Here is an 18,707-nt window from a genome sequence, read left to right on the forward strand (position 1 = left end):
CACATGGAACACACCTACACCTTCAGCGAAAAGAAAGACACCCGCTCCGGATTCGGTGCCGGCTTGCTTGAACTGGGCCGCAAAAACCCGGAAGTGGTGGCACTTTGCGCAGACCTTACAGGCTCATTGAAAATGGATGCGTTTCAGAAAGAGTTTCCCGAACGCTTTTTCCAAACCGGTATTGCCGAAGCAAACATGATGGGCATGGCTGCCGGCCTGACCATTGGCGGTAAAATTCCGTTTACCGGTACGTTTGCCAACTTCTCAACCGGCCGTGTGTACGACCAGATCCGCCAGTCGATTGCCTATTCCGGTAAAAACGTGAAAATATGCGCCTCGCACGCCGGTTTAACGCTTGGCGAAGACGGCGCCACACACCAGATTCTGGAAGACATCGGCCTGATGAAAATGCTGCCGGGTATGGTGGTTATCAATCCATGCGATTTTAACCAGACCAAAGCCGCTACCATGGCCATTGCCGACTACGACGGGCCGGTTTATCTGCGTTTTGGCCGCCCCACAGTACCCAATTTCACTCCGGCCGACCAGAAATTTGAAATTGGTAAGGCGCTGCACCTGGTAAGCGGCACCGACGTAAGTATCTTTGCCACAGGCCATTTAGTATGGAAGGCGCTCGAAGCGCAGCTAATTTTACACGCCAAAGGCATCAGTGCCGAAATAATCAATATTCACACGATTAAACCTTTGGATGAAGAAGCAGTCTTATCTTCAGTTCGGAAAACCCGGTGCGCCGTTTCGGCGGAGGAACACCAGCGGCACGGAGGACTTGGCGACAGCATAGCACAATTGCTTGCCCGTACCACCCCCACCCCGCTGGAATACGTGGCAGTGAACGATTCGTTTGGCGAAAGCGGAACACCTGATGAGCTGATGCTCAAATACGGTCTCGGCACAAACGACATTGTGGAAGCCGCACTCCGCGCTGTGAGCCGCAAAAACGCCTGAAAAGGCTGATTGCATACACAGAAGCTGCGCCCGGAAATACGAACCGGCGCAGCTTTTTTATTTGAAATGAACGACCTCAGCGATATACAACTCTTGCAGCAGTTCAGGCAGGCTCCGGCCGATGCCGGGGGAGCCGCACTGCGCCAGCAGATATTTAAAGTGCTGGTGGTGCGCTACCAGAAAAAGCTGTACTGGCACATCCGCCGCATGCTGGTGGATCATGATGATACGGACGATGTGCTGCAGAACACGTTCATTAAAGTGTGGCGCGCACTCGACGGATTTAAGGAAGATGCGCAGCTCTACACCTGGCTCTACCGCATTGCCACAAACGAAACGCTAAGCTTCATACGCCAGCGCAAAGCCGATTTACAGGTACGCTACGGCGATGTGGAACATTCGATTGAAAGCAAATTACAGGATGATAATTTCTTTCGCGGCGATGAAATACAGAAAAAACTTCAACTCGCCATTCAAACACTTCCCGAAAAACAACGGCTGGTGTTTAATATGAAATACTTTGAAGAGATGCGGTATGAAGATATGTCGGCTGTACTCGATACTTCGGTAGGCGCGTTGAAAGCGTCATACCATCATGCCGTGAAAAAAATTGAAGCCTATATCCGAAACACCAGTCAGGCCATGTCCTGAGCAATGCCATGAACCACGACGAACCACATATCCTTCCGCCTGATGCCGATGACCTTTCGGTGCATGCGCCGTTGCTGCACAGTTTGCAGCACACGGAAGGACTTGCTGTTCCCGAAGGTTACTTTGATACGCTGGTCGACGATATTCTTGCACAGGTGAATTTGCCTGCCCTTGACGGATTTACCGCACAGCCCGAAGGCTACGAAAGCGAACTCACCGACAAGCTGCTTTCGCTGGCAGCACTGCCGGAGCCAGGCAGCTTTGTAATGCCCGAAGGTTTTGATGAGGAGTTCAGCAGCCGCATTGCCGCATTCACTGCATTACCAGCCGGTAGTGGTTTGGATGTTCCTGAAGCATACTTTGATGAACTCACTCTGCAAATTGATGCACAGTTGCAGCTTCCTTCCGGCAGCGATGCGTTTGCGGATGTGCCCGAAGGCTACTTCAACGAGTTTACGGATGCGCTTCCCGCCATGCTGGCGCTCGATAATGTGAAGCAGGACGAAGGTTTTGCATTGCCGCCGCATTACTTCGGTGAGCTTACGGAGGCCGTAATGCAGCGTACCTCGGCCGAAATACTTGCTGCCGGCAGCGATGCCGATGTGCCACCCGGCTATTTTGAAGCTTTGCCCGAACGCATTCTTGCTCAAACCGAAAGCGACCGTGGCGGCAAAGTAATTGCGCTTACCATTTTCAGCGCGCGCAATATTGCAGCTGTTGCCGCTTCGGTGGCATTGCTGGTGGGCGCTGCGTGGTGGTTTACCGCAACAGCCAACAACGAAGGCCAACAGGCAACCGGGCTGGCCAGCCACAAACCTTTGCCCCTGCCCCGTTTCGAAACTGCAAAACCTGCGCCCGAAGAAATACAGGTGGCCGAAAAGCCTGTGTACAAAGCACCACGTAAAGCAAATCAGACACCCGAAAAGATGCAGCCCGAGCAACAGTCGAACACGGCAGTTGCAGTAGAATTCGACCTTATTGATGAATACGCGCTGGCCGATTACGCGGCTGAACAGTTTAAGCAAACACAGGTTTCGCCGGATGCGGAAAAAGATGCTGAGCTGCGCTACTACCTCGAAAACACAGAACTCGGCGAGATACTTGAACCTATTGACTAAAGCATAAACGATTGCCATGAAACGCATTCTTTACATATTCTTTCTGCTGATTGCCGCGCAAACGCTGCCCGCACAAACAGCGGCTACCCAGTCGGGAGCCGAGCGGGTGCAGGCTTTACGGGTGGCTTTTATTACGCAAAAACTATCACTCACGCCCGCCGAGGCGCAGGTATTCTGGCCGGTGTATAACGAATATCAGGACAAGCGCGATGCACTGCGTAAACAGGCTGCCGAAAACCGCCGCAAAATACGCGAGCAGGCCGATCAGCTCAGCAACGAAGAGCTTACACGACTGGCCGATGACGAAATAAAATTCCGCGAAGAAGATGTAAAACTTCAGGCCGAACTTCATGCAAAACTGAAAACAATTTTACCGGCCAAAAAACTGGCACAACTTTATGTAGCCGAAGAAGATTTCAAAAAAGAACTGGTGCGGCTGTTAACTGAAGACAATTCGCCAAATCCCAAACAAGGCCAAAACTAAATCTACAGCACACAATGAAACAGTTCTGTCTTCTTCTTTGTGCAGTATTCTGCTCGCTTTGGCTGAAAGCGGATACAGACACCACACAACAACACAAGCCACGCTCATTTGCTTCGCAGCGTGTAGTGCGGAATTATATTAAGCCCTCGCTTTCGTTCAGCGCATTCAGTACAAACGTAAAGCCATTGGTGCCCGTGCGGCGCTTCTCGCAAAGCATTAATGATACGCTCGACGATTTTCGTATTGGCGAGCAGCAGCTTGGTTTTATTACCCCGCTTTACACCCACACCCGCTTTGGCCGTAAAGACAGCAATCATGTAAACACGTTTCATTTGCTGTTTACCGCAGGTATAGTGCGCATAGCGCCCGAATTTTCAGGACTTCGGCACCAGCATGTATTTACACGAACCGGCGTAAGTCTGCGCATGTTATACACCTTCGGATCAAAGTTTGTGCTGTTTTACGATGCCTCTCCGTTTGTGGTAAGCGATCAGTACCGTGGCGACCGGATAAAACAGTATCGGTTCGCCACTACGGCTGTGTTCAACTGGATGGTGCATCCCAGCTTTAGTTTACGCGCAGGTTTTACGCGTACATACCGGCTTGGCAACAGCTTCGTACTGCCCACTTTTGGCCTGCGGCTGGGACGGCTTGATGGCAAGGTGTATTTTACAGCGCAATACCCGCGCTTTGCGCAGCTTGTATTTCAGCCCACTCCCAAGCTCAGCATCAGCGCCTATTCGCGGGCGCATGGTGGCTTGTATGCGGTGAGCAACAAAGACAGCGTGCTTTATTCGGGCGATGATGATGTGCTCCGGCTTGGACTGGTGGGGCTTGCCAATGGTTTGCGGGTGGATTACCGCACAGGAAATAATTTCAGCTTTTACGTTTCGGCCGGCTTTAACAGAAACAGGGTATTGATGTTTTCGCAATCGTACAACGACTCGATTGGTGTGTTCAACCAGCTTCGTCCATATTACAACGGCCGCACCAGCGAAAATGCTTTTTTCCTGAATGCCGGTTTTACACTGCGATTCGGAAAAGCCAAAACATCAGCCGGCAACTACCTGATGTATGATGCCTTTGAACTCAACAACAGCACCGATGTGGCCGACGGCAGCAACATGCCCGGAAATGGTGATGTGCCTGCTCGAAGTACTTCACAGGAAGCCGCTAAAATACAATATCAGGATGTGCAGGATTTAATTTCTGACTCTGATTTGTATTAGCCGCCAGTTACTGTTTCAATACCCGCTCAACAGCTGTTTTGCCCTGTGCATCACTAACACGAAGCATGTAAACACCAGCGGGCAAATCAAGAGTGTATTGTGTTTGCGGCAATGCCGTAAGTTGTGCTGTATTTACTGTTCGTCCGCACATATCGGTAAATTCAAGTAGTACATTTCCCGAAAAACCGCTCAGATCAAGCATCAGCGTGCTGTAAAACGGATTGGGATATACCTTTATTCCTGAAAGCAATGTATTTCCCGGCGGAATTCCTACACCCGATTGATCATAGCGTGCTACAAACACATCGCTGTTTTGCCACGCCGAAGTAAGCACCAGATTATTCTGCGAATAATCAAAATCAGTTGATCCGGTGAACTGACCGGTTACATACACCACACCAAGCTGGTTAATGTAAATATCCTCCGCAAAATCATCGTAAATCCCGCCAATGGAAAATGCCCAGTTGAACTGACCGGCTGTATCATTGCGCAGCACCAGAAAATCGGCTGCAACGGATGAGCCGTTTTGTATGTAATTGGCCACGGCTGCCGACGGATCGGCATCAAGCGTATCAAAGAAATTCAGGGCTAGATAAAGTGCGCCGTCGAGGCCCATCTCAATGGCCATTCCATCAACCGGAGCCGAATTGGCAAGCAGATAGCCCCAGGCAAAACTGCCGCTTTCGTTGAGTTTAACCACCATGCAGCCACCCGAAAGCAGACTGTCGTTGAGTGTATATACGCCGGAGCCGGGATCCACATCGGCGCTGCCAATAATTTTGCCGGTGAGATATACATTGCCCCAGGCATCAGCGGCCACATCGTTTACATAGTCTTTTTCCGGTCCGCCAAGCGCAGCGGCCCAGTTAAATGCGCCGTTTGAAGCAAGCTGCAGCACAAAACCATCAATGCGGCCAGCACTGGTTTGATAATATGTACCTGCGCCCGGATCAAAATCCACACTGTCTTCAAACTGTCCGGCAGCCACAATCTGTCCCTGCGCATCGCTGCGCACCGCATTTACCTGATCGAATCCGCTGCCGCCAAAGGTTTTGGCCCACACAAAATTACCCATGCTGTTAAGCACTACCACAAACGCATCGCTGCTGCCAGCAGCCGTGAGCGCATTTACCGCCGGGCCCGGATCAAAATCAACCGTATTCTCAAACGAACCGGCAATTACAGACTGTCCGTTGCTTCCGGGGCACACACTCATTGCACTTTCCAATGCCGGACCGCTGAGTGCCTTTGCCCAGTTTAACTGTCCTTGCGGCGAAAAACTGGCTACAAACACATCAGAAACCCATGTAGGCGAAGAGCCCAGCATAACCGTTGCTGCTCCCGGATCCATATCAATTACTCCTGTAAAAAATCCGGTTACAATAATATTCCCTGCTGCATCTATGCACATCCCGTTCACTTCATCGCCGCCAGAACCACCAATTTGCAAAGCCCACACAAAATTACCCGCAGCATCCAGTTTCTGCACATACCCATCAGTTCCTCCCTGTGAGGCAAGGTTGTAAATGTTGTTTCCCGAACCCGGTGCCGGATTGAAATCAACCGTACTCTCAAACTTTCCGCATGAGTACACATTTCCCTGTGCATCGGCAGTTACCACAGCAGCGCGCTCAAAATCGCCGGAGCCATTTTGCTTTGCCCAGCTTACAACGGGTTGTTGCGCAAATAAGGGTTGAATTAGTAATGCGAAACAACTAAAGAAACAGAATTTCATACGTCTGATTGTATTTTTGAATAAAATTGGTCATAGTTCTTTATTTCAGCAAAGATGTGATCGCACTTTATTTGCTTTCCATTTATTCAATATCACCTGCTATTTTTCTTCAAAAACATCATTTACAACCTCTTATGAATATATATATGAATGAAATATTAGCTTCCTGATTAGAACTCATCTCAAAATTGTTTTTCGAGATTTTTCCAAGTATTTTTTGATATGGCGAATATCATTTCGCAGCGCATAGCTAGATGCTCTGGGCAAGAAAGGATGTGAAGCCAGATCAAAAAATACGCAGTGAAAAAGCCGGAAGGATAATTTTGAGATGAGTTCTAATTAGTTTCCTGCAAAAAGCTGAACATACATGCCCAAAAACAGCAGCAGTAAATCGGCACATTTACATGCAACAAATCTGGGTTATACATAACCGGTTTGCTGTTAACTTTACCACATCAATGCCCACACGCACACGCATAGCACCTACACCAAGCGGCTTTTTACACAGCGGCAACGAATATTCGTTTACGCTCACTGCTGCGTGGGCAAAAGAGCTGGGCGCCGAAATTTTGCTGCGCATTGATGATCTCGACGATGTGCGTAAGCGGCCGGAATATGTGGCCGATATTTTCCACACGTTGCATCGCCTTCAGATAAGCTGGCAGCTGGGCCCGCAAACGCCCGATGAATTTGAAAAGCATTGGTCGCAGCGTTTGCGCACCGCGTACTACAACAATGCGCTTGACGCGTTGAGCAGCATCCCCGGCCTGATTTATGCCTGCACCTGCTCGCGGCGTACACTCAGCTGCAACGGAGGCGAATGCAGCTGCCACCAGCAAAATATGCCGCTTTCCACGCCCGATGCAGCCTGGCGTGTAAATGTGCCGCCGCACACCATTATCCGCTTCAACGATGAGAAACGCGGTGCGGTGGAAATTGACCTGCACGCCGCAGCCGGAAACTTTGTGGTGCGCCGCCGCGATGGCATTGCAGCCTACCAGATTGCCTCGCTGGTTGATGATACACTTTTTGAGATCACGCACATTGTGCGCGGAGAAGATTTACTGCCTTCCACAGCCGCACAGCTTTTTTTGGCCCAACATTTAGGCTACGAAAGTTTTCTGCAAACCCGCTTTCTGCATCACGATCTGATTACAGACGAACAGGGAAATAAATTGTCGAAATCAAATCAGCACCACCTTTAACGTTACGACATTTTGGGCGTGGCCACGAGCCATTCTTTAAGCACACGTTCTACCGGAAAACGATAATTGCTGCGTTCGAGCCGCCACCGGGCAATACGCTGCACTACGCCCGGCACACGTCTGTGCCAGCCAATGTGCTGATAGAATTTGAAGTTTTCAATTTCACGGATTTTTTCCGCACTTATCCACTCACTCTTTCCCGAATCTACATAATCGAAATTGCTCCATGCTTCGAGGCTGTCTGAAAATGTGTAGCCCTTGCTGCGCAGCTCATCGGCAATTGGATTTCCGGGATAGGGTTTGAAGTAGAAAATTCCCATGTGAAATTTCGGACTCATTTTTTTGAGGCGTTTCACCATGTCGAGCGTGGCCGAAATACTTTCTTCACTCTCGCCGGGAAAACCCACAATGATGCTGAAATTGATGGCAATATCGTATTTGATACATTTTTCGGCCGCTTCAAATACATGCTCAATTTTGATGTCTTTTTTCATCCAGTTGAGCATATCCTGCGTGCCGGCTTCCATGCCGATCATTACTTTTTCGAGTCCCGATTGCTTGCAAAGTTTCCAGACCTCATCATCAAGCCGCACGCCCTGATCGGCACGCATGGTGCCAAACCAGCTTACCGGAAGTTTGCGGGCAATAAACTCTTCGGCTACTGCTTTTACACGTTTGGTGTTGGTGAAAAATGTTTCGTCCTGAAAATGGATATGCTCAAACTGATACTGTTTCCACAAGGCCTCAATTTCATCGCCCATTCGTTTGGGATCGAAACCATACCAGCCGCGTTTGTACATAAACGGATCAGCACAAAACGTGCAGCGGAAACGGCATCCCTGCGAGGAGATATAATCGAGTTGTTTGCGGCCGCTTAGTTTCATGTAAGCAGGCACATCAATGAGGTTGTAATTGAATGCGGGAAAGGTGTTGATGTCCTGCATAGGCTGCGCCTCATTATGAATGATGCGGCCATCAGACAATTTATAGCTTACGCCCTTAATGCCTTCGGGCGTTTTGTCTGAAGCGTAGGCATCAACCAGCGCAGCAAACGGTATTTCACCCTGCCCGATAACCACAGCATCCACGCAGGAAGCATTCAGCGTCTGATCAGGAAAAAGCGAAGGATGCCAGCCGCCCCACACTACCGGTATTTGCGGAAAAGCCTTTTTTACGGCCTGCGAATACTTCAGCGCATCTTTAATGGGACGACCGGTAAGCACTGTAGTGGCAAAGCAAACGCCATTGCGGCCAAGGGCTTCGGCTATTTTCGGAAACGGGTCTTTTTCCAGCCGGCCATCAATAATTACCACCTCGTACTTCTTTGCATCGAGGTACGAGCCAATGGCCAGCAAGGCAAGCGGCATGGTGTAATACACCGCATCGGGATTATATAGCACAACCGTTTTCTTCATGCACAAGAGGGTTGTGCAAGATACGGAAGTTGTGCCGAATGTGTAAGTTTGCAGCGATGAATCAGTTTTATTTTCCCGACCTGAGTGGGCCTCAGCTTCAGCTTAGCGAAGAAGAATCGAAACATGCCGTGCGTGTGCTTCGTTTGCAGGCGGGCGATGAAGTGGAACTGGCCGATGGTCGGGGTACAAAAGCCCGCGCCGTGGTGGCTGATAATCATCCTAAACGCTGTGTGCTGGATGTGGTGAGCCACACACAACATGACACAGGCCGCAATTTCACCCTGCATCTGGCAGTTGCCCCCACCAAAAACAGCGACCGCATTGAGTGGCTGGTGGAAAAAGCCACCGAACTGGGCATTGATGCCATCACCCTGCTCGACTGCGAACATTCTGAACGCAGCAGCTTCCGCACCGAAAGGCTGGAAAAAATTGCCGTGGCCGCCATGAAACAATCGCAGCAGGCGTGGATGCCCGTAATCAGCGGCCCTGTTCGCTTTGCTGAGTTTATCGGGCAAATTGCAGGAGGCACATCCTGTTTCATTGCCCATTGCGTAAGTGAAAACGAACGCACTCCGCTACACAAAGCCGCTAAGGCAGGCGGCAATGTGGTTATACTCATCGGCCCGGAAGGCGATTTTTCGGCAGCCGAAATTGAAGCTGCTCTACAACGCGGTGCCAAACCCGTGAGCCTCGGCAATACCCGGCTTCGCACCGAAACGGCTGCATTTGCGGCTTGTGCAGCGGTGCATTTTGTGAATAGTTAATCCCAAAATATGATTACCAGATTTTTACTTTGCCTGCTGCTGATTACATCAAGTACGGCAACACTCTCCGCCCAAAAAGATCCCGAAAAGAAAAAACGCGGAACAGTTACGGTTTACTATCCAAACTCCAAACAAGTTTGGTACACCGGTCAAAACAAGAATTTCGTGAAAGAAGGAACTTGGATATATTATTCAACCCAAGGTAAAAGAACGCGTATTGATAACTACAAAGCCGGTGTGCTGGACGGTGAGCGAAAAGTTTTCATGGATATCGTAATGATTTCTAAAGAACATTACAGCAACGGAAAACCCGACGGAACGCAACACTATTTCTACAAATCGGGGAAGCTGAAAAGCATGGTGTTTTTCACTGCCGGAAATCCCGACAGCGCCCACTTTTTTAACGAGGGTAATTTTATGTACAGCAGAGCTGAAATTTATGCTGACAAACAAGTGATTGCTGTTCGTGGTTATAATTATCTCGGACAACTGCAAACAACGGAATACTACGATAGAGGAAAGAAAACCGGTGTCTGGAAATTCTATTCCGACCGCTCAAACGATACTACTTTAAAATCGTTCATCACATACAAAGACGGAAAGAAAAACGGTTTCTGCAGCGAGTCGGGTTACAACGAAAAACTCGAAGCCTGGTACGAGAACGATACATTACATGGCCCTTACAAATATTATATTCATGGAAATCTGAAAGCGGAAGGCACATTTAAAAAAGGCAAACTGCATGGACTTAACAAAACCTATTTATTTGGTCAATCGATTGAAGAAATAAATTATGTGAACGGAACTGAAACCGGTGTTTCCAAAGTCTATTCCGAAATCGACGGCCACATTTACAGTAAAAGATACTTTTCTGCAAAGACAGATAAACGCGGGGCTGCATTAGTTGATTCGGCTTTTTCATACAACCGACAAGGAATTAAAACTCGTGAAGATATTTGGCTGCGGCAAGTCAATACAGCTAATCCCGAAGCCGAATATCATGTGTATCGTGAATGGTTTGACAATGGTAAATTGAAGCAAACCGCTCGCTACTCGGCCGACTGGAATCAGTATATCGTGAACGATTATTATGAGAACGGAAAACAGAAATCGGTACTGATTTATGCAAACGGTCTGCTAAACGGGAAAGCATTGTTCTGGCATGAAAATGGTCAAAAAGCCATGGAGTTTACAGCCGTAAATAACGAAGTTAGTTTAATACCCAAAGTGTGGCTGAAGAACGGAAAGCCCGCAACGAATGGGCAAAAGGAATACATTGAAATTGTAAATCAGTTTAAACCTGAGGATGTTTGGTTTCATGCACTTGAACAAGAACCCGAGATACTCGAAACAAGAGCCGGAGATGACTATGCCCAAGAAGAAGTTTATGAGGTTGCAGAAGCTCCTCGTGAACCGGCTCCGCGCATAAACAACGATATAAACCCTTACTACAAGGCTGCCGATTGTTTCCCCGGCGGCGATTCGGCCATACAGGCTTATATTCGTCAGCAACTTGTTTATCCCATTGCAGACGAAGTGTTCAGAAACTTTGGAGCTGTTGATGTTACAATTGTACTGGATGAAAACAGCAAAATCACAAAATGCAACGTGAGCAATGATTTTTCACCACTGAAATCGTTTATGCTGCGCGAAGAAGCGATGCGAGTGGTAAACAGTATGCCCTGGAAAGTTCCTGTAAAAGACGGAAAACCGGTAAGTGTGGCTATTACCGTGATGGTGAATTTTGAGCTGCCGGATTGAATTGCCTTGTCGTAATCCCAACCATACAACACCTGCTATGTGCAATCGTAATACACAAATTAGCGTTTCTCAACTTCTACGCCTCATTTTACTGCTTTTTCTCTTTGCTTTTTCGGCCAATCCTCTGCTAGCCACTCAAAAAAAGCATGGTAAAAAAAACGGCATGGTAAAAGTGTATTACAGCGGCTCAAAGCAACTTAAATATACCGGCCAGAATAAAAACTATTTACGCGAAGGCGTGTGGATGTATTACGCACCCAATGGCAGCTTAACCCGAACCGAAGAATGGCACCTGAATAAACTGCACGGTGCACGAAAAATTTATCTGAATAACACGCTACTCACACACGAAAATTATCGCGACAGTGTATTGCATGGCATGCAGCTCTACTACACCATAACCGGCACATTGAAACGCAAATACTGGTTCACCAACGGCAATGCCGACAGTTGCCACGTTTACCCTGAAGGATTTCGTAATCCGGGCGAACGCATTGTTTATGAAGGCAAACTAATTAAGTTTGTAAAACGCTATTACAATAACGGCAACTTGAACCAGACTGAATATTATGAGAATGGACTAAAAGATGGTATCTGGACTACTTATTCTTCAAGTCATCCCGGAGAAATAACAGAAACAATTACTTATAAAAACGGAGTAAAGGAAGGGATGAGTGTTGAAATTACTTCAACGCAGGTGTGGAAAGAAACAAACTACAGCAATAACCTCAGGAATGGATTGGAGAAAAACTATATAGACGGGAAACTTGCCTATGAACAATTCTATGTGAATGATAAATTAAACGGTTATCTGAAAGTGTACAGAGATAATCAGGTGGTGTATGAAGCCGAATACAAAAACGATAAGCTAACAGGAGTAAGTTCTCATTATCAGCCGCTTTCAGGCGTATTGCTTAAGCGGGAGTATTGGTCAGACCACTACATTTCACCTTACCAGCCAGTACCCGACTCTGTATTCCAATACTATGCCAGCGGAAAAAAACAGCTTATTGCCCGCTACACCAATTCGCAGAGGAATAACTCGCTCATTGCTGAGGGAAACGTGCAAATGTGGTATGAAAGCGGTAAAACCAGCAGTACCTATTCGCTGCTGAACGGCTTAAAGCATGGTACAGAAACTATCTATTATCCGAATGGGAACAAACAAAAGCAGATCAACCGGGTAAATGGAAAAGTTTCGGGACAAGTAAACGTGTGGTATGAGAACGGAATGCCTGCATTAATTCTAACTATTGCAGCTGATACACTTGTGCCTCCGGTTGTGGCATTCGACAAAAATGGCAAGCCGGTAAAGGCAGGAACCACAGCATTCCGCGAAAGTGCAGCCGCACTGATTCCTGATGAACTGTTCACAAACACGGCTGCACCCGAAAATCCATGGAGCAGCCCGGATACAGCCGAAGATTTTTTACCTGTTGAAACGATTGACCTCCCGGCAAACACCATAATGCTTTATGATGATATAAGTATTGATAATATTTATCCCGGCGGAAATACTGCATTTGATGAATTTATGAAAGATCAAACCGTTTACCCCGGTGCCGATCGGTATTTAGGCCACGAGACTACACTCATTATTTTTCTTTCTCTTGCACCCGACGGCAGCATAAGCAACACGTACATCGAGAAGGATTCGGCTCAGTACATTACCCTGCAAACTGAAGCTTTGCGGCTTATTTACTGTGCACCGTGGCAAAATCCCGTAAGGCAGCCGGTTTCGTTGTATATCCCCGTTCGTTTTGCCATAAAGGAGTAACACATATTATTTTTCCTGCAACTTGCATCTCCCCCTCCCCATTCCCTATATTTGCAGCAGACAAACTCAAACCTGCGTTGTAGGCAGGCTTACTTTATGATCAACATCACACTCCCTGATGGTTCTGTGCGCCAGTACGAAGCCGGAACCACTTCTCTCCAAATCGCTCAATCGATCAGCGAAGGATTAGCACGCAACGTTTTAGCAGCCGAAGTAAACGGCGAAGTTTGGGATGCCACCCGCGCCATTGACGCTGACGCATCGCTCAAACTCCTTACGTGGAACGATACCGCAGGTAAAGAAACCATGTGGCATTCCTCGGCTCACCTTATGGCCGAAGCGCTGGAAGCACTTTACCCCGGCATCAAATTCGGTATCGGCCCGCCCATTGAAAACGGCTTTTATTACGACGTAGATCTGGGCGACGACCGGAAGCTCACGCATGAGGACCTGCCCGTGATTGAGAAAAAAATGCTCGAACTGGCCGGCCAGAAAAACGCCTATGTGCGTCAGGAAATGCCCAAAGCCGAGGCGCTTGGCTTTTTCCGCGACAAAGGCGACGAGTACAAACTCGATCTGCTGCAGGATCTTGAAGACGGTAAAATTACCTTCTACACGCAGGGCAATTTCACCGATCTCTGCCGCGGTCCGCATATTCCCAACACCGGCTTTATCAAGGCCGTGAAGCTGCTTAACCTTGCCGGTGCCTACTGGCGCGGCGATGAAACAAAAAAGCAGCTTACACGCATTTACGGCATTACCTTCCCCAAGCAAAAAGAACTCGACGAGTACCTTGTAATGCTTGAGGAAGCCAAAAAACGCGACCACCGCAAGCTGGGCAAGGAGCTCGAACTCTTTACCTTCTCCGAAAAAGTAGGCATGGGTTTACCGCTCTGGCTGCCCGCCGGTGCCGCCCTGCGTGAGCGCCTGCAGAACTTTTTGCAGAAAGCCCAGCTCAAAGCCGGTTACGTACCGGTAATTACACCGCACATCGGCAACAAGCAGCTTTATATTACCTCCGGCCACTACGAGAAATACGGCAAAGATTCGTTCCAGCCCATCCGTACACCGCAGGAAGGCGAGGAGTTTTTCCTCAAGCCGATGAACTGCCCGCACCACTGCGAAATCTACAAGAGCAAACCGCGCTCTTACAAAGATCTTCCGGTGCGCTTTGCCGAATTTGGCACCGTGTACCGCTACGAACAAAGCGGCGAACTCCACGGCCTTACCCGTGTGCGCGGCTTTACACAGGATGATGCCCACCTCTTCTGCCGCCCCGACCAGGTAAAAGAAGAATTCTGCAAAGTAATTGACCTTGTGCTGTACGTTTTCCGCGCGCTTGAGTTTACCGACTATGTGGCTCAGGTATCACTCCGCGATAAAACCGACCGCAGCAAATACATCGGTACCGACGAAAACTGGGAAAAAGCCGAAAGCGCCATTGTAGAAGCCGCCGCCGAAAAAGGCCTGAAAACCGTTGTGGAATATGGCGAAGCTGCCTTCTACGGCCCTAAACTTGATTTCATGGTGCGCGATGCAATTGGCCGTAAATGGCAGCTTGGCACCATTCAGGTTGATTACAACCTGCCCGAACGCTTCGAGCTCGAATACACCGGCGCCGACAACATGAAGCACCGCCCGGTAATGATTCACCGCGCTCCTTTCGGTTCAATGGAACGCTTCGTAGCAGTACTTATTGAACACTGCGCCGGCAAATTCCCGCTCTGGCTCACTCCCGAACAGGTGGCCGTGCTCCCCATCAGCGATAAATACATTTCTGATGCGGAAAATGTACTGGAACAATTGAAAAATTACGATATTCGGGGATTCGTTGACGACCGTAACGAAAAGATTGGCAAGAAAATACGCGATACCGAGCTGAAAAAAGTTCCGTACATGCTCATCATCGGCGAAAAAGAAGCAGCAGAAAAAACTGTTTCCGTTCGCCGCCAGGGTGAGGGCGACAAAGGCTCCATGAGCGCCGAAGAATTTGCCAACCTCATCAATACCGAAGTCCGCGAAAAACTGGAGTCATTCAGTAAATAGTTAATTCAAACAAGTATCACTTAAAAACGGAGGTTCACATCGCTACTCCTTTTAACCGTCCACCCGGACCGCCCCGCCCAGCAGGAAGCGGTGGTGGCAGTCGCCCGCCCTTTAACCGTGGCCCACGTATGCCGCGAAAAGAAGAACTTCACCGCATTAACGAAAAGATTCGTGATGTAAATGAAGTACGCGTTGTTGGCGAAGACATTGAACAAGGTGTTTTTTCGATCGAAAAAGCACTTGAAATTGCACGTAATGCCGGTCTCGATCTGGTAGAAATTGTGCCCAATGCCGTGCCGCCGGTTTGCCGTGTGGTGGACTATAAAAAATTCCTCTACGAACAGAAGAAGAAGCAAAAGGAAATCAAAGCCAAAGCCCAAAAGGTGGTGGTTAAAGAAATCCGCTTCGGTCCGCACACCGATGATCACGACTTCAACTTCAAGAAAAACCACGCTCAGAAATTCCTCGAAAGTGGAGCCAAAGTAAAAGCCTACGTGTTTTTCCGTGGCCGTACCATTGTGTTTAAAGAACAGGGCGAAATTCTCCTGCTTCGTTTTGCACAGGAACTCGAAGAATTCGGCAAAGTGGAACAACTGCCTCAGCTGGATGGTAAACGCATGTCTATTATGCTCACGCCTAAGAAGAAAGCGAAATAATCCATCCCTTTTTATAGTATTGCTCAAAGGCCGTCGCTTTCTGCGATGGCCTTTGTTGTTTTTTGATGCCGGTTACAATTATTCCCTTCGTTCATTATCTGCCACATCATACACTTCTGTCAGGATACCGCAACCCGAAAAATCAATATTGCACCACATCCACCAAAAGCCGGTTTGCAACCAAACATAGCGAAATCTGTGCAGGATATCGAATAAGCATTCGCAGTGCATTACTGACAGGTATCTTTAAGCTGCCCGATTAAAACAAATGCACTCGTTTTGAAAGCGTATAGAGAGGGCAGCATGTGCAAATGCTAACCATTACTTCGCACATTTTAACCCGATTAATGCTTCTTACGAAACAGCTTTTAAATTTGTTATGCTCAACACATATTTTATATGAACACACTCTACAAACGCATTACCCTGCTGTTACTTTGCTGGCTTCCGGCACAAACCATTCTCCTCGCCCAACCCTGCCGTGAAGTAGTGGGCTATTATCCAAACTGGCAATGGTATGACCGCAATAAGCTGGTAAATCCATCCAGCATTGATTACAGCAAGTACACCATTATCAACTATTGCTTTTTCAATCCGCAGCCTAACGGTGACATTGTTACCGGCGATTCCTGGGCCGATGAAAACCTGTTGATGGGACAGATCAACTGGAGCACCACACCACCTTCCTATTACCCGAACACTTCAATTGTAGATCTGGCCCACAACAACAATGTAAAGGTGCTGATCTCAGTAGGCGGCTGGACCTGGTCGAATAATTTCCCGTCTATAGCGGCTAATCCGACTACGCGTGCGGCTTTTGCACATTCATGCAATGAGCTGGTGCGGCAATATAATCTCGACGGCATCGACCTCGACTGGGAATATCCCGGCTATGCGCCGCACAATGGCGGGCCGGCAGATGCGGCTAACTTCACGCTGCTGCTGCAACAGGTGCGCGATTCGCTTAATGCACTCGAACTGGTAAACAACGAACAATACCTGCTCACGGCTGCAGTAGGAGCTTCGGCCGCAAATATGAGCAATGTACAGTGGGCTGCAGTTACGCCCCTGCTTGATATGATTAACCTCATGTCGTACGACTTTTTCGGGGCCTGGGATGCAGTAGCCAACCACAATTCACCGCTCAATGCCCCGGCCTGCGGCGATCCGGGATTTAACATCAGTACGGCGTTTACCCAGCTTACCCAGCAATATGGCGTACCGGCAAACAAAATTAATGTGGGCGTTGCGTTCTACGGCCGTAGCCAAACCGGCTTCACCGGCCTCTGCCAGGCTACCTCGGGCAATGCCGCCACCACAGCTTTCCCGCCCGACGGCGTGCCGCTTTATTACGAAATTGCAGCTCAGCAGAGCCAATATACCTTCAACTGGGACAATCAGGCTCAGGTGCCGTGGCTGAATAACAGCAATGGCGTTTTCCTTTCATATGACAATGAGCAGTCGATAGCCCTGAAAGCCCAGTTTGTTGTAAGTAACGGTGCACGTGGCGCCATTATCTGGGAAATTACAGGCGATTATCTCGAAACGGCACCGGGTTCGGGCGTTATTGCAGGCACACCGCTGGCCGATACCTTGAATGCCGTGTTTTGTGCCTCACCGCTTGGTGCTCAAGTTTTAGCTACTGCAACACAGTGTCAGCTCGCGCCAAATCCGGCCAACAACCTCGTTAATATTATGCCTGCCCCAACCAGCCCCGCCACAGTCCGCATTTTTACGGCCACCGGCGCACTCATCGAAAACCAGCTTTTACCCGCAGGAGCTAACACGCTGAATATCAATAATCTTTCAACAGGCGTATATCTGCTTTCCATTGAAACAGCAGAAGGCATCAGTTGGCAGAAACTGATTAAGAACTAAGCATGTGTGTTTTCAACAAGGCACATTGGAGTAAATAGCGCTTTTTTTAACCGGAAAGTCGGCGCAGGCCAAAGTTTTTACTACATTTGCACCCTGTTGCCCGAAAAGGGAAACAAACCGTTCTTTCTCAGTAAATTTCAAATCCAAATAAATACGCGCAACTATGCCGAAAATGAAAACCAATTCCAGTGCAAAAAAGCGCTTTGCGCTCACCGGAACGGGTAAAATCAAGCGTAAGCATGCGTTCAAGCGTCACATCCTTACCAAAAAGGAAACTGCACGTAAGCGTCGCCTCACAAACGATGGACTCGTTTCAAAAGGAGACATGAACAACGTGAAGGCCATGCTTTGCATGTAAGGTGTACGAATTGAACCATTAATTACGTACCGGTTTATCCGAAAACAAGTTAAACCCGGCTTGAGGTAACAAGCTTCTGATTGAGTTCAGAACACCCAAAGCCAAAACGAAAAACAAAATGCCAAGATCAGTCAATCATGTCGCTTCACGCGCCCGTCGTAAAAAGGCGCTGAAAATGACACGCGGTTACTGGGGTGCCCGTGGTAACGTATGGACCGTTGCCAAGAATACACTCGAAAAAGGTTTGGTGTATGCCTACCGCGACCGCAAACAGAAAAAACGCAACTTCCGCTCACTCTGGATTCAGCGTATTAACGCTGGCGCCCGCCTGCACGGAATGTCTTACTCCGAGTTCATGGGCAAAATCCACGACAAAGGCGTAACCTTAAACCGCAAAACACTTGCCGACCTCGCAATGAACCACCCCGATGCTTTCAAAGCGGTGGTTGATTCGATTAAGTAGGATGTTTCAAATACTACCAAAATCCCCGGTTTCAGCTTATGAAACCGGGGATTTTTATTTTGAGGAAACTTTATTTTATTTTTAAATATTATAAATGTTTTTTCAGTTAGTTGGAAAATTATAATTCGCCAACTTGGCTTATTTTCAGGCAAGTTGGCGAATTATAGATTCTGAAATTTTCTTGCTAAAGAGAGAAACGGA

The 18,707-nt window shown here is 48.3% G+C and carries 16 protein-coding genes; 14 read left to right on the plus strand and 2 right to left on the minus strand.

The genetic code is table 11. The features are described from left to right. Window positions 1-3 precede the first annotated feature (3 nt). The 5 genes from IM638_05595 to IM638_05615 all read left to right on the plus strand — a co-directional run bounded on the left by IM638_05595 (window position 4) and on the right by IM638_05615 (window position 4,448). Window positions 4-966, plus strand: coding sequence for a transketolase family protein (locus IM638_05595; protein MCA6362489.1), 963 nt, complete (start codon window positions 4-6; stop codon window positions 964-966). Window positions 967-1,032: 66 nt separating this feature from the next. Beyond that, complete coding sequence (locus IM638_05600) at window positions 1,033-1,617, plus strand: sigma-70 family RNA polymerase sigma factor (protein ID MCA6362490.1); 585 nt, start codon at window positions 1,033-1,035, stop codon at window positions 1,615-1,617. A gap of 8 nt (window positions 1,618-1,625) precedes the next feature. After that, window positions 1,626-2,735 carry a hypothetical protein gene (locus IM638_05605; GenBank protein ID MCA6362491.1) on the plus strand — a complete coding sequence of 370 codons (1,110 nt, stop codon included), beginning with the start codon at window positions 1,626-1,628 and terminating at the stop codon, window positions 2,733-2,735. A 16-nt stretch (window positions 2,736-2,751) separates the two neighbouring features. After that, entirely contained in the window at window positions 2,752-3,219 is a 468-nt protein-coding gene (locus IM638_05610) for a hypothetical protein (protein MCA6362492.1), read from the plus strand. A gap of 14 nt (window positions 3,220-3,233) precedes the next feature. Continuing rightward, a complete protein-coding gene (locus IM638_05615) occupies window positions 3,234-4,448 on the plus strand; it encodes a hypothetical protein (GenBank protein ID MCA6362493.1) in 1,215 nt (404 codons plus the stop codon). A 7-nt stretch (window positions 4,449-4,455) separates the two neighbouring features. Here IM638_05615 and IM638_05620 read toward each other — a convergent pair whose 3' ends face one another. Further along, window positions 4,456-6,183 (minus strand): T9SS type A sorting domain-containing protein, encoded by a 1,728-nt coding sequence (locus IM638_05620; GenBank protein MCA6362494.1) that lies wholly within the window; start codon window positions 6,181-6,183, stop codon window positions 4,456-4,458. A gap of 458 nt (window positions 6,184-6,641) precedes the next feature. On the opposite strand from IM638_05620, the gene IM638_05625 reads away from it, so the two are divergent. Further along, window positions 6,642-7,388, plus strand: a complete 747-nt coding sequence (locus IM638_05625; GenBank protein ID MCA6362495.1) for a tRNA glutamyl-Q synthetase — start codon at window positions 6,642-6,644, stop codon at window positions 7,386-7,388. 2 nt (window positions 7,389-7,390) lie between these two features. On the opposite strand, the gene IM638_05630 is transcribed toward IM638_05625, so the two are convergent. Beyond that, on the minus strand, window positions 7,391-8,803 hold the full coding sequence (locus tag IM638_05630) for a B12-binding domain-containing radical SAM protein (protein ID MCA6362496.1): 1,413 nt from the start codon (window positions 8,801-8,803) through the stop codon (window positions 7,391-7,393). 56 nt (window positions 8,804-8,859) lie between these two features. On the opposite strand from IM638_05630, the gene IM638_05635 reads away from it, so the two are divergent. From IM638_05635 to rplT, 8 genes are all read left to right on the plus strand, one after another. Then, window positions 8,860-9,567, plus strand: a complete 708-nt coding sequence (locus IM638_05635; GenBank protein ID MCA6362497.1) for a 16S rRNA (uracil(1498)-N(3))-methyltransferase — start codon at window positions 8,860-8,862, stop codon at window positions 9,565-9,567. Between the two features lie 9 nt (window positions 9,568-9,576). Beyond that, entirely contained in the window at window positions 9,577-11,328 is a 1,752-nt protein-coding gene (locus tag IM638_05640) for an energy transducer TonB (GenBank protein MCA6362498.1), read from the plus strand. Window positions 11,329-11,491: 163 nt separating this feature from the next. Continuing rightward, complete coding sequence (locus tag IM638_05645) at window positions 11,492-13,105, plus strand: hypothetical protein (GenBank protein ID MCA6362499.1); 1,614 nt, start codon at window positions 11,492-11,494, stop codon at window positions 13,103-13,105. A 96-nt stretch (window positions 13,106-13,201) separates the two neighbouring features. Next, window positions 13,202-15,151, plus strand: coding sequence for a threonine--tRNA ligase (gene thrS, locus IM638_05650; GenBank protein ID MCA6362500.1), 1,950 nt, complete (start codon window positions 13,202-13,204; stop codon window positions 15,149-15,151). Between the two features lie 128 nt (window positions 15,152-15,279). After that, window positions 15,280-15,807: a translation initiation factor IF-3 gene (locus IM638_05655; protein MCA6362501.1), complete on the plus strand. Its 528-nt coding sequence runs from the start codon at window positions 15,280-15,282 to the stop codon at window positions 15,805-15,807. 399 nt (window positions 15,808-16,206) lie between these two features. Then, window positions 16,207-17,685 carry a T9SS type A sorting domain-containing protein gene (locus IM638_05660; protein ID MCA6362502.1) on the plus strand — a complete coding sequence of 493 codons (1,479 nt, stop codon included), beginning with the start codon at window positions 16,207-16,209 and terminating at the stop codon, window positions 17,683-17,685. Between the two features lie 163 nt (window positions 17,686-17,848). Then, complete coding sequence (rpmI, locus tag IM638_05665; GenBank protein ID MCA6362503.1) at window positions 17,849-18,043, plus strand: 50S ribosomal protein L35; 195 nt, start codon at window positions 17,849-17,851, stop codon at window positions 18,041-18,043. A gap of 118 nt (window positions 18,044-18,161) precedes the next feature. Beyond that, a complete protein-coding gene (rplT, locus tag IM638_05670) occupies window positions 18,162-18,506 on the plus strand; it encodes a 50S ribosomal protein L20 (protein MCA6362504.1) in 345 nt (114 codons plus the stop codon). Window positions 18,507-18,707 lie beyond the last annotated feature (201 nt).

The sequence above is a fragment of the Bacteroidota bacterium genome, assembly GCA_020402865.1.
GTDB lineage: Bacteria > Bacteroidota > Bacteroidia > Palsa-965 > Palsa-965.

Coding starts and splice junctions, on each gene's coding strand:
- IM638_05595 (MCA6362489.1), top strand. CDS start 4: ATGGAACACACCTACACCTTCAGCGAAAAGAAAGACACCCGCTCCGGA.
- IM638_05600 (MCA6362490.1), top strand. CDS start 1,033: ATGAACGACCTCAGCGATATACAACTCTTGCAGCAGTTCAGGCAGGCT.
- IM638_05605 (MCA6362491.1), top strand. CDS start 1,626: ATGAACCACGACGAACCACATATCCTTCCGCCTGATGCCGATGACCTT.
- IM638_05610 (MCA6362492.1), top strand. CDS start 2,752: ATGAAACGCATTCTTTACATATTCTTTCTGCTGATTGCCGCGCAAACG.
- IM638_05615 (MCA6362493.1), top strand. CDS start 3,234: ATGAAACAGTTCTGTCTTCTTCTTTGTGCAGTATTCTGCTCGCTTTGG.
- IM638_05620 (MCA6362494.1), bottom strand. CDS start 6,183: ATGAAATTCTGTTTCTTTAGTTGTTTCGCATTACTAATTCAACCCTTA.
- IM638_05625 (MCA6362495.1), top strand. CDS start 6,642: ATGCCCACACGCACACGCATAGCACCTACACCAAGCGGCTTTTTACAC.
- IM638_05630 (MCA6362496.1), bottom strand. CDS start 8,803: ATGAAGAAAACGGTTGTGCTATATAATCCCGATGCGGTGTATTACACC.
- IM638_05635 (MCA6362497.1), top strand. CDS start 8,860: ATGAATCAGTTTTATTTTCCCGACCTGAGTGGGCCTCAGCTTCAGCTT.
- IM638_05640 (MCA6362498.1), top strand. CDS start 9,577: ATGATTACCAGATTTTTACTTTGCCTGCTGCTGATTACATCAAGTACG.
- IM638_05645 (MCA6362499.1), top strand. CDS start 11,492: ATGGTAAAAGTGTATTACAGCGGCTCAAAGCAACTTAAATATACCGGC.
- thrS (MCA6362500.1), top strand. CDS start 13,202: ATGATCAACATCACACTCCCTGATGGTTCTGTGCGCCAGTACGAAGCC.
- IM638_05655 (MCA6362501.1), top strand. CDS start 15,280: ATGCCGCGAAAAGAAGAACTTCACCGCATTAACGAAAAGATTCGTGAT.
- IM638_05660 (MCA6362502.1), top strand. CDS start 16,207: ATGAACACACTCTACAAACGCATTACCCTGCTGTTACTTTGCTGGCTT.
- rpmI (MCA6362503.1), top strand. CDS start 17,849: ATGCCGAAAATGAAAACCAATTCCAGTGCAAAAAAGCGCTTTGCGCTC.
- rplT (MCA6362504.1), top strand. CDS start 18,162: ATGCCAAGATCAGTCAATCATGTCGCTTCACGCGCCCGTCGTAAAAAG.